The sequence below is a fragment of the Mumia sp. genome, from assembly GCF_028803055.1.
Lineage (GTDB): Bacteria > Actinomycetota > Actinomycetes > Propionibacteriales > Nocardioidaceae > Mumia.
The window spans coordinates 1-11,278 of sequence record NZ_JARBCJ010000078.1 but is presented as its reverse complement, the minus strand read 5'-3'; the positions used below and the strand labels follow the sequence as shown (position 1 = coordinate 11,278).

The following is an 11,278-nucleotide window of genomic DNA, read 5'->3' as shown; positions in this document are numbered from 1 at the left end:
GCCAAGGATGCCGAGCAGCTCCCCACGAAGTCCGCCGAGCTGCCCGAGAAGAAGCCGTCGCTGTCCGATCCCGAGGAGCTCCCGGCCGGCGGAGTGTCGTTCGACGAGGCCGTCTCCCTGGACCCGGGGGCCTACGAGGGCACCATCAGCCCGGGCGAGACCCAGATCTACCGGGTGGACCTCGACTGGGGACAGAGCCTCGACACCGTCGCGCAGTTCGCCCCGGTCACGGCGGCGCAGGCCACGGCCTTCGACGGCGAGGACGTTCAGACCAGCCTCGTGACGTACGCGCCGTCGCGGGCGGTCGCGACCGACAGCATCTCGTACACGTACGGTCGCCTCAACGAGTACTCCTCGCCCGAGCTGCGCTCCACCACGCCGTTCGTGCTCTACAACGCCCGCGAGAACTCCTACGGCACAGCGACGGCGGTCTCGTCCGCCGGCCCGTACTACGTGGTCGTCGCGGCACCGCCCGTCGAGGAGGGCTCCGGCGCCGCCGGAGCCGACCTCGGCTTCACGCTCGGCGTCGCCGTCAACGGCGAGGTGTCAGGCACCCCCGACCTCGGCGACCAGGCGGCGGTCATCGGCCCGGACCTCGACGGCGGCTCCTCGGGCTGGCTCACGTGGGTGCTCGTCGGCCTCGGGGTGCTTCTCGTCCTCGCTGGTGTGGCAGCGGTGCTGATCGCACGACGGCGCGCGGCCGGCGCACGCGCGGAGGCCACCCCGTACGGCGGCTACACCCCGCCCGACGCGCCGCAGGACTACCCGCAGCCGTACGGCGGGCAGCAGGCTCCGTACAGCCCGCCGCCGGCGAGCCGGGGCGAGCGTCCCGGCGACGGCTGGTGATGCTGCTCAGCCGAGCAGCATGAGGATCGCCAGGACGATGACGAGTCCCCCGGCGCCGACGCTCAGCAGGCCGAACGCGGCCAGCGGGCTCGGCCGCCGGGTGGACGCCGGCGGTTGCGGAAGGCCCGGTGGAAGACCCGGCGACGGGGACGGAGAGGGCGGCGGCTCGGGCGCCGTCGGCGGCAGGGGGACAGCGCGGAGTGCGGGGGCCGCGTCGGTCCCGTGCAGCCGCACGTGCTCGAAGACCTCGATCTCCGCTCCGTCGTCGCCGGGCGCTGCACCGGCCGGGGGGACGAGGCCCGTGTCGTGCAGCATCCTGCGTGCCCGCGCCGCGCTCGGCGGCCTGCGCGCCGGGTCGGGCTCCGCCAGGGCCCGCGCGAGGTCCCACAGCCGTCGGTCGACCCCGGGCGGCGGCGCCGACTGCAGGGCGTGGCCGTCCTCGGGCCGCTCGCCGGTCAGCATCTCCGCCAGGACCACCCCGGCGCCGTAGAGGTCCTGCACAGGCAGCGGGTCGGCCCCGACCGCGCTCTCGGGCGCGCGGTAGCCGCGGGTGCCGAGGACGATCGCCGGGGCGGTCATCCGGGGCTCGTGCAGGGGCACCGCCACCCCGAAGTCGCTCAGTCGCAGGTACGGCCGGCCGCGGCCGGTCGGCTCCAGCAGGAGGTTGGCGGGCTTGACGTCACGATGCACGACGCCGGCCCGGTGGACGGCCTCGAGCGCGTCGAGCAGCTGGTCGAGCAAGCATGCGGCCCAGGGCGCCGGGAGGGCCCCGAAGTCCTCGATCAGGTGGTGCACCGACCCGCCCCGTACGACGTCCATCGTGAACAGCACCGTGTCGTCCTCGCCGGCCCAGCCCCGCGGCACGACCGTGTGCGGGTGCTCGATCCGGGTGCTCAGCTCGCGGATGAACCGCAGCAGCAGCGACGCGTCGACCTGACGGACGAGCTTGGCCGCCCGGAGCTGGTCGTCCCGACGGTCGTGGACCAGCCACACCGTCCCCATGCCACCGGCACCGATCGGCTCCAGGAGCTCGTACCGGCCGGCGAACACCTCACCCACGCCCGTGGCCCCCGTACTGACGGAGGAGCTGGGCGATCAGCGGGTGGTCGGCGTCGAGCAGCAGCGCCGCGGCCTCGTACTCGTCGGGATCGCCCGCGACGCTCAGCACGGTCCGCAGCACAGCGGCCTCGGTGCTGCGGTGCGTGACGACCCCTCCCGCTACCTCGCGCTCCAGCTCGGCCAGGCCCTCCTCGGACGTCGTCTCGCCGCGTGTGACGCGGCCCGCGATGTCGTACGCGGCCTGCAGCCTGGCCACCGCCGCCGGGTTGCCGATCTTGACGCGGTGACCGTTGACCAGCTGCGAGAGCATGGGCGCCGAGATGCCCAGCAACGACGCCATGCGCGCCTGCGTGACCCCGAACGTCTGGACGCACCGGCGCACGATGATCCCGAGCGGCTCGCCGTACAGCTCGGCCTGCGCGCGGGTGTTCGCGTCGATCTCGGGACTCGTCATGACGGCCTTCACCCTATCCGCAGCGAGCGCCCTCCGAGAGCGGCGGCAGGCGGGTCGTGAGCGGCCGCTCCTGCTCAGTCCCCGAGCACCTGACGGCAACCGTCAGGGTGCCGCTTAGACTCGGCACGCAGCCCCCAGGCACGTCGAGGAGCACACCTGTGAGCAACAACGAAGGCATCCGGCCGCTGACCAAGGTCCTCATCGCCAACCGTGGCGAGATCGCGGTCCGCGTCGTCCGCGCCTGCAAGGACGCGGGGATCGGCAGCGTCGCGGTGTACGCCGACGCCGACCGTGACGCGCTGTTCGTCCGGCTCGCCGACGAGGCGTACGCGCTGGGTGGCGCCACCCCCGCCGACACCTACCTGTCGATCGACAAGATCCTGGACGTCGCGCAGCGCAGCGGCGCCGACAGCGTGCACCCCGGCTACGGGTTCCTCGCCGAGAACGCGGCGTTCGCGCAGGCCGTCATCGACGCCGGGCTGATCTGGATCGGCCCCCCGCCGCACGCCATCGAAGCCCTCGGCGACAAGGCCAAGGCCAAGCACATCGCTGCGCGGGCCGATGCCCCCCTGGCACCGGGGACCAAGGACCCGGTCGCCGACGCCGACGAGGTCGTCGCCTTCGCCAAGGAGCACGGCCTCCCGGTCGCGATCAAGGCGGTCTTCGGCGGCGGCGGACGCGGTCTCAAGGTCGCTCGCACGCTCGAGGAGATCCCCGAGCAGTACGACTCTGCCGTCCGCGAGGCCGTCACGGCCTTCGGGCGTGGCGAGTGCCTGGTCGAGAAGTTCCTCGACCAGCCGCGTCACGTCGAGACCCAGTGCCTGGCCGACGCGCACGGCAACGTCGTGGTCGTCTCCACCCGCGACTGCTCGCTGCAGCGCCGTCACCAGAAGCTCGTCGAAGAGGCGCCCGCGCCGTTCCTGACCGACGACCAGATCGAGCGCCTGTACGCCTCGTCGAAGGCGATCCTCCGCGAGGCCGGCTACGTCGGCGCGGGCACGTGCGAGTTCCTCGTGGCCCGCGACGGCACCATCTCCTTCCTCGAGGTCAACACCCGCCTCCAGGTCGAGCACCCGGTCTCGGAGGAGGTCACGGGCCTCGACCTGGTCCGTGAGATGTTCCGCATCGCCGCCGGCGAGGAGCTCGGCTACGACGACCCGGAGATCCGCGGCCACTCGATCGAGTTCCGGATCAACGCCGAGGACGCCGGACGCAACTTCCTGCCCGCCCCGGGGACCCTGACGACGTGGGATCCCCCGTCGGGCCCGGGCGTACGCGTCGACTCCGGCTACGTCGTCGGCGAGACGATCCCCGGCTCGTTCGACTCGTTGATCGCCAAGCTCATCGTGACCGGCTCGAGCCGGGAGCAGGCCATCGAGCGGTCGCGCCGCGCGCTCGACGAGTTCGGCGTCGACGGCATGCCGACGGTGGTCCCGTTCCACCGCCGGGTCCTCGACGACCCGGCCTACCTCGGTGACGGCGAGGGGTTCGGCGTCTACACCAGCTGGATCGAGACCGAGTTCGACAACACGATCCCGCCGTACGACGGTGCCGCCGGCGAGGCGCCTGAGGCGGAGGAGCGCGAAACGGTGACCGTCGAGGTCGGCGGCAAGCGACTCGAGGTCGTGCTTCCCGCGGGGCTCGGTGCCGCCGGTGCTGCCGCCGGAGCCGGCGCCAAGAAGCCGAAGCGGGCGGCCGGCAAGAAGGCTGGCGCCGCGGCCGGTGGTGACGCGCTGGTCTCCCCGATGCAGGGCACGATCGTCAAGGTCGCGGTCGTGGAGGGGCAGGCCGTCACGGAGGGCGAGCTCGTCGTCGTCCTCGAGGCGATGAAGATGGAGCAGCCTCTCAACGCGCACAAGGCCGGCACCATCACCGGGCTGGTCGCGATCGCGGGCGAGACGGTCACCGCCGGCGCCGTGGTGGTCGAGATCAAGGACTGACGTTGCAGACAGGGACCCGAGCGCTGTGCCATGGTGCTCCCCATGACGATCGCGGTTGCCTACACCCCTGACGAGTACGGCGAGGTCGCCCTCGAGCACGGCATCGCCTGGGCTCGCTCCCACGATGCACGGCTCGTCGTGGTCAACGTCGCGAAGCACTCCCGGTTCGAGGAGGACCCCGACTTCGTCCACGGGTACGACCTCGAGCAGCTGCGGCACCGGTTGGCCGGTGCCGGACTCCCCGGCCACCGCCTGCGGCAGCCCGTCGGACCCGGCATCGGCGACCTCATCATCGAGGCCGTCGAGGACGAGGGCGCCGAGCTGCTGGTGATCGGCATCCGCCACCGCACCCCCGTCGGCAAGCTCATCATGAGCAGCGTCGCCCAGAAGCTGCTGCTCGATGCGCCGGTCCCGGTCTTCGCGGCCAAGCCCGGACAGCACCCGGTACCTTGAGAGCCGGCCGCCCCACCGTCGCGGCGGCCGACCGGACCTGATGCGCTCGATCGGAGTACCCCCATGTTCCGCAAGGTCCTCGTCGCCAACCGCGGCGAGATCGCGATCCGCGCCTTCCGCGCCGCCTACGAGCTCGGCGCCCGCACCGTCGCCGTCTTCCCGTACGAGGACCGTGGCTCCGAGCACCGTCTGAAGGCCGACGAGGCCTACCAGATCGGTGAGGTGGGCCACCCGGTCCGCAGCTATCTCGACCCTGACGAGATCGTCGCCACGGCCGTACGCGCCGGGGCCGACGCCGTCTATCCGGGATACGGCTTCCTCTCGGAGAACCCCTCGCTCGCGAGCGCCTGCGCGCAGGCAGGCATCACGTTCGTCGGCCCGTCCGAGGAGGTCCTGCGCCTCACCGGCAACAAGGCGCGAGCCATCGAGGCGGCACGCGAGGCGGGTGTGCCGGTGCTCGCGTCCGTGCCACCCAGCCGTGACCGCGACGAGCTGGTCGCCGCCGCCGAGGCCCTCCCGTACCCGCTGTTCGTCAAGGCCGTCGCGGGTGGCGGCGGGCGCGGCATGCGGCGCGTCGAGGACCCGGCCGAGCTGCGCGACGCGGTCGACGCCGCGATGCGGGAGGCAGAGGGCGCGTTCGGCGACCCGACCTGCTTCATCGAGCAGGCCGTGGTCGACCCGCGCCACATCGAGGTGCAGATCCTCGCCGACGCGACCGGTGACGTGATCCACCTCTTCGAGCGCGACTGCTCGGTCCAACGGCGCCACCAGAAGGTCGTCGAGATCGCCCCCGCCCCGCGGCTCGACCCGGAGATCCGGGACCGGATGTGCGCCGACGCCGTCGCGTTCGCCCGGTCCATCGGCTACACCTGCGCCGGCACGGTCGAGTTCCTCCTCGACCCCCAGGGCAACTACGTCTTCATCGAGATGAACCCGCGCATCCAGGTCGAGCACACCGTCACCGAGGAGGTGACCGACGTCGACCTGGTGCAGGCGCAGCTGCGGATCGCCGCCGGCGAGACCCTGGTCGACCTCGGGCTCCGCCAGGACGAGATCGCCGTCCGGGGCGTCGCCATGCAGTGCCGGATCACGACCGAGGACCCGTCCAACGGCTTCCGCCCGGACACCGGCCGGATCACGACGTACCGCTCCCCCGGCGGCGCGGGCGTCCGCCTCGACGGCGGCACCACCTACTCCGGCACCGAGATCGGCGCCTACTTCGACTCGCTCCTCACCAAGCTCACCTGTCGGGGCCGCACCTTCGAGGCCGCGGTGGAGCGCGCGCGGCGTGCGATCGCGGAGTTCCGGATCCGCGGCGTCACGACCAACCTGACCTTCCTCCAGGCGCTGCTGGGCAACCCCGAGTTCGTCGCGGGCGGTGTCACCACCTCGTTCATCGACCGCCACCCGGAGCTGCTCGACACGCTGCCGTCTGCCGACCGCGGCACCAAGCTGCTCACGTACCTCGCCGACGTGACGGTCAACCGACCGCACGGCCCGGCGCCGGACGTGATCGATCCCCGCGAGAAGCTCCCGCCGGTCGACCTCGGCGCGGCGGCGCCGGCGGGCACGCGTCAGCAGCTGCTCGAGGTCGGGCCCGAGGCGTTCGCCCGGGCACTGCGCGAGCAGACTCACGTCGCGGTCACCGACACGACGTTCCGAGACGCGCACCAGTCGCTGCTCGCCACCCGGGTCCGTACGTTCGACCTGCTCGCTGCGGCGCCGGTCGTCGCACGGGCGACGCCACAGCTGTGGTCGATCGAGGCCTGGGGCGGCGCGACGTACGACGTGGCGCTGCGGTTCCTCAAGGAGGACCCGTGGCAGCGTCTCGCGGAGCTGCGCGAGGCCATCCCCAACGTGTGCCTCCAGATGCTGCTGCGTGGACGCAACACGGTCGGCTACACGCCGTACCCGACCGAGGTCACCGACGCCTTCGTCGCGGAGGCGACCGCGACCGGCATCGACGTGTTCCGGATCTTCGACGCACTCAACGACGTCGAGCAGATGCGTCCCGCCATCGACGCGGTGCGCGCGACCGGCACGGCGGTGGCGGAGGTCGCGCTCTGCTACACCGGCGACCTGATGGATCCGGACGAGCCGATCTACACGCTCGACTACTACCTGCGGCTCGCCGAACGCATCGTCGACGCCGGCGCGCACGTGCTCGCGATCAAGGACATGGCCGGGCTGCTGCGGGCGCCGGCCGGCTGGCGTCTGGTCACCGCCCTGCGCGAGCGCTTCGACCTGCCGGTCCACCTGCACACCCACGACACCGCCGGCGGCCAGCTCGCCACGCTGATGGTCGCGATCGACGCCGGTGTCGACGCCGTCGACACCGCCTCGGCATCGTTGGCCGGGACCACGTCGCAGCCGCCGATGTCGGCGCTGGTGGCGGGCCTGCAGCACACGACGGCGCCGACCGGCCTGTCGCTCGAGGCGGTCGGTGACCTCGAGCCGTACTGGGAGGCCGTCCGCAAGCTGTACGCGCCGTTCGAGGCGGGACTGCCCTCGCCGACCGGCCGCGTCTACCGCCACGAGATCCCGGGCGGGCAGCTCTCCAACCTGCGGCAGCAGGCGATCGCGCTGGGGCTCGGCGACCGGTTCGAGCAGATCGAGGACATGTACGCCGCTGCCAACGACATCCTCGGCGACATCGTGAAGGTGACGCCGAGCTCGAAGGTCGTCGGCGACCTCGCGCTGCACCTCGTCGCGGTCGGCGCGGACCCGAAGGAGTTCGCCGACAACCCGCAGGCCTACGACATCCCGGACTCGGTGATCGGCTTCCTCGCGGGCGAGCTGGGCGACCCGCCCGGTGGATGGCCGGAGCCCTTCCGCAGCAAGGCACTGGAGGGCCGTACGGTCAAGATCGGCGAGACGGAGCTGGGACCGGAGGACCGCGCCGGTCTCGAGGCCGACCCGCGGCCCACGCTCAACCGGCTGCTCTTCCCCGGACCCACGCGCGACTTCGAGCACGCGCGCGGAGAGTTCGGCGACGTGTCGGTGCTGCCGACCGAGGCGTACTGGTACGGGTTGCGGCCCGGCGCTGACGTCGAGGTGACGCTCGAGGAGGGCAAGACCCTGATCCTCGGGCTCGAGGCGATCAGCGACGCGGACGCGCGCGGGCTCCGCAACGTGCTCTGCCGGCTCAACGGCCAGCTCCGTCCGGTGACGGTGCGTGACCGCTCGGTGTCCAGCGACGTCGTGACCGCCGAGAAGGCCGACCCGGCCGACCCGCTGCAGGTCGCGGTGCCGTTCGACGGCGTCGTGACCCCCTCGGTCGGGGTCGGTGACACCGTCGAGCCCGGCCAGCAGGTCGCGACGATCGAGGCGATGAAGATGGAGGCCGCGATCACCGCACCCAACGGCGGCACGGTGTCGCGCCTGGTGATCGAGGGCCCGCGCCAGTCCGAGGGCGGCGACCTGCTGCTCGTCCTGGGCTAGCTCCCGTCCCGTCCCGTCCGCGATTTGTGCAGTTGATCAAGGAATCCCCTGCCGACTTCCTGGACCAACTGCACAAATCGGGGACGGGATCTCCACAGGCGACAGATCGGGTGTCCTCAGTCGCGTTAGCGGCACCACGCTCCCGGCATGAAACCCGTGCCCGAGGAGCTGCGCGACGGCCCCTTCACCAACGCGACCGCACGCTCTCTCGGCTTCAGCGCCCAGGACCTGACGGGCGCGCGGTTCCGGCGGCTCTTCCGCGGCGTCCACGTCGCGGCGGACCTGCCCGTGTCGTTTGCCCTCCTCGTCAGGGCGGCGCTCCTCGTGCTTCCCGACGACGCCCTCGCGAGCCACCTCACCGCCCTCCGCCTCTGGGGCCTCGGCGTCCGATCGGTGCTGCCGCTGCACTTCTCCACCAACTCCGCAGCGCAGGTCCGACGCGACGACATCCGTCTCCACCGGCGACGTGGCCGGCTGCGGATGGCCGTCAGAGATCACATCGGGTGCACGGGACCGGACCGCACGTACGTCGACCTCGCCACGATCGTCAGTCTGGTCGAACTGGTCCAGGCTGCCGACCACCTCATCCACCGCGGACACACGTCACGTTCGCAGCTGCGGTCGTACCTCGACCGGTGCCACCTCGACGGCGTCGTGCGTGCCAGGCGCGCGTTCGCCTACGTCCGGGAGCGGGCCGAATCACCGATGGAGACGCTGATCAGGCTGATGCTCGTCTTCGCTCGTCTCCCCGAGCCGGAGTGCAACCAGGAGATCCTCGACGCGTGCGAGAGGTTCGTCGCGCGGTGCGACCTCGTCTACTGGCGATGGCGGGTGATCGTGGAGTACGACGGCGCGTGGCACGAGCGCTCGAAGCAGCAGCGCGCTCGGGACCGTACGCGCCGCGAGAACCTCGAACGCCTCGGCTGGACGGTCGTCGTGGTCCTCGAGGACGACCTCAGGAGTCCGAAGGCGATCGTCTGGCGCGTCCACACGGCCTTGCGCGACAACGGGTACGAGGGCGCACGACCGCTCTTCAACGCGATGTGGACCCGTTGGTTCGCCTGACGCCTCGTACCCGTCCGCGCTGTGTGCAGTTGGTCGCAGAATCGGGCCAACAGTTCCTGGACCAGCTGCACAAATCGGGGACGGGGCGGGTCAGCGGGGCTGGTGCAGGCGGCGGGCAGCCTCGGCCACGGAGCCGCTCATCGACGGATAGACCGTGAACGCGTTCGCGACCTGGTCGGTCGTGAGTCCGGTCGAGACCGCGAGCGACACCGAGTGGATGAGCTCCGACGCACGCGGTGCCACCACGACACCGCCGATCACGGCGCCGCCGCCGGCCCGGCAGAAGAGCTTGACGAAGCCGTCGCGCACGCCCTGCATCTTGGCGCGCGGGTTGCCCGACAGCCGCAGGGTGACCGACTCGGCGTCGACCTCGCCGGCGTCGATCTCCTTCTGCGTCACCCCGACCGTGGCGATCTCCGGCGCGGTGAACACGTTGGAGACGACAGTCCGCAGACGCAGCGGGTGCACGGCGTCGCCGAGGGCGTGCGCCATCGCGATCCGTCCCTGCATGGCCGCGACGGAGGCGAGCATGAGGACACCGGTGCAGTCTCCAGCGGCGTACACCCCGCGGGCCGAGGTCCGCGAGACGCGGTCGACCTCGATGAAACCGCCCGCGTCGACCCCGACGCCTGCCGACTCCAGCCCGAGTCCCTCGCTGTTGGGGATCGACCCGAGAGCGAGCAGGCAGTGCGACCCCTCGACCTCGCGGCCGTCGGTGAGGCGCACGATGACGCGGTCGCCCTTGCGCTCGACCGACTCCATCCGCGAGCGCGACAGCACGTTCATGCCGCGCCGCGTGAAGACCTCCTCCAGGACGACGGCCGCGTCCGGATCCTCGCCGGGGAGGACGCGGTCACGGCTGGAGACCAGCGTGACCTCGCAGCCCAGAGCCTTGTAGGCGCCGGCGAACTCGGCGCCCGTGACACCCGACCCGACGACGACCAGGTGCTCGGGCAGCTCGTCGAGCTCGTAGACCTGCTCCCAGGTCAGGATGCGCTCGCCGTCGGGGATCGCGGTGTCCACGACCCGCGGGTGGGCGCCGGTCGCCAGCAGCACCACCTGCGAGTGCAGCTCCTCCGAACCACCGTCAGCGCGGTCCACGAGGACCGTCTCGGGCCCGTCGAGACGGGCGGTGCCGGCGATGACCTCGACGTTCTCCCGCTCGATGCGCCGCCGGATGTCGTCGGACTGCGCGAGGGCGAGCCGCTTGACCCGGTGATTGACCCTACGGAGGTCGACCGACTCCGAACCGGCGCCGACGAGTCCGAGCTCGGCAGAACCGGCCACGTCGGTCATCAGGTCGGAGGTCGCGATCAGCGTCTTGCTGGGGACGCAGTCGGTGAGGACGGTCGACCCGCCGAGCCCGTCGCGCTCGACGACGGTGACCTCCGCCCCGAGCTGTACCGCGACCAGCGCAGCCTCGTACCCACCAGGTCCACCACCGACGATCACGACGCGATTCACGCCGTCATTGTCTCGCACCTCGGACGAGCGGCACGCGGCGGCGTGCGCACGCGTCGTGCCGATGTGGCGCTCGTCGCTCAGGCGCTCATCTCGGCGAACAGCGCCTCGTTGAGGGCGAAGGCGACCTTGACCTCGTCGACGACGCGCTGCTTGGCAGCGTCGTCGAGGGGAAGGGTGTCGAGGCGCGCACGGTAGGCGTCCTTGTACAGCTTGGGCTTCGGCACGAGCGGGAAGTCGTAGAACGTCACGCCACCCTCGGCGAGGCCGTACTCGCGCTGGAGGATGCGGCCGATCGCCTGCCCGCCGGACAGATCGCCGAGGTAGCGCGTGTAGTGGTGCGCCAGGAAGCGCACGGCATCGTCCTGGGTCTCACGGACCCGCTGCACGTACGCCGTGGCCGCGGGGCCGACAGGGATGTCGCGCCAGTCCTCCCCGGCGAGGAACACGAGGTCGGCCTCGATGGCGGCCGACCGCTCCACGGCGGCGTCGACGACGGCCGACCCGACCGGGTCGGCGGCGAGCACCGTGCCGACCGACTCGATCGCCTCGTAGACGA

At 71.9% G+C, this 11,278-nt stretch carries 8 protein-coding genes and 1 pseudogene; 5 read left to right on the top strand and 4 right to left on the bottom strand.

What is annotated here, in order from left to right:
* Positions 1–846, top strand: a pseudogene (locus tag PV363_RS09350) (hypothetical protein); the annotation flags it as partial.
* A gap of 6 nt (positions 847–852) precedes the next feature.
* Here PV363_RS09350 and PV363_RS09345 read toward each other — a convergent pair.
* Positions 853–1,905, bottom strand: coding sequence for a serine/threonine-protein kinase (locus PV363_RS09345; RefSeq protein WP_301022188.1), 1,053 nt, complete (start codon positions 1,903–1,905; stop codon positions 853–855).
* A complete protein-coding gene (locus PV363_RS09340; protein ID WP_220341911.1) occupies positions 1,898–2,359 on the bottom strand; it encodes a DNA-binding protein in 462 nt (153 codons plus the stop codon). Before PV363_RS09340 ends, PV363_RS09345 begins: the two co-directional genes overlap by 8 nt.
* Before the next feature lie 158 nt (positions 2,360–2,517).
* Here PV363_RS09340 and PV363_RS09335 point away from each other — a divergent pair, with 158 nt between their 5' ends.
* The 4 genes from PV363_RS09335 (at position 2,518) to PV363_RS09320 (ending at position 9,258) form a co-directional block, all read left to right on the top strand.
* Positions 2,518–4,299, top strand: a complete 1,782-nt coding sequence (locus PV363_RS09335) for a biotin carboxylase N-terminal domain-containing protein (protein WP_301022187.1) — start codon at positions 2,518–2,520, stop codon at positions 4,297–4,299.
* 42 nt (positions 4,300–4,341) lie between these two features.
* Positions 4,342–4,752, top strand: coding sequence for a universal stress protein (locus PV363_RS09330; protein WP_220341912.1), 411 nt, complete (start codon positions 4,342–4,344; stop codon positions 4,750–4,752).
* 63 nt (positions 4,753–4,815) lie between these two features.
* A complete protein-coding gene (locus tag PV363_RS09325; protein WP_220341913.1) occupies positions 4,816–8,193 on the top strand; it encodes a pyruvate carboxylase in 3,378 nt (1,125 codons plus the stop codon).
* Positions 8,194–8,340: 147 nt separating this feature from the next.
* Positions 8,341–9,258 (top strand): DUF559 domain-containing protein, encoded by a 918-nt coding sequence (locus PV363_RS09320; protein ID WP_301022186.1) that lies wholly within the window; start codon positions 8,341–8,343, stop codon positions 9,256–9,258.
* Between the two features lie 90 nt (positions 9,259–9,348).
* Here the strand turns inward: PV363_RS09320 and PV363_RS09315 are convergent, their stop codons facing one another.
* Positions 9,349–10,722: an NAD(P)H-quinone dehydrogenase gene (locus PV363_RS09315; protein WP_301022185.1), complete on the bottom strand. Its 1,374-nt coding sequence runs from the start codon at positions 10,720–10,722 to the stop codon at positions 9,349–9,351.
* A gap of 77 nt (positions 10,723–10,799) precedes the next feature.
* Positions 10,800–11,278: biliverdin-producing heme oxygenase (locus tag PV363_RS09310; protein WP_301022184.1), on the bottom strand; the 479-nt coding region annotated here is incomplete at its 5' end.

Coding starts and splice junctions, on each gene's coding strand:
- PV363_RS09340 (WP_220341911.1), bottom strand. CDS start 2,359: ATGACGAGTCCCGAGATCGACGCGAACACCCGCGCGCAGGCCGAGCTG.
- PV363_RS09330 (WP_220341912.1), top strand. CDS start 4,342: ATGACGATCGCGGTTGCCTACACCCCTGACGAGTACGGCGAGGTCGCC.
- PV363_RS09325 (WP_220341913.1), top strand. CDS start 4,816: ATGTTCCGCAAGGTCCTCGTCGCCAACCGCGGCGAGATCGCGATCCGC.
- PV363_RS09320 (WP_301022186.1), top strand. CDS start 8,341: ATGAAACCCGTGCCCGAGGAGCTGCGCGACGGCCCCTTCACCAACGCG.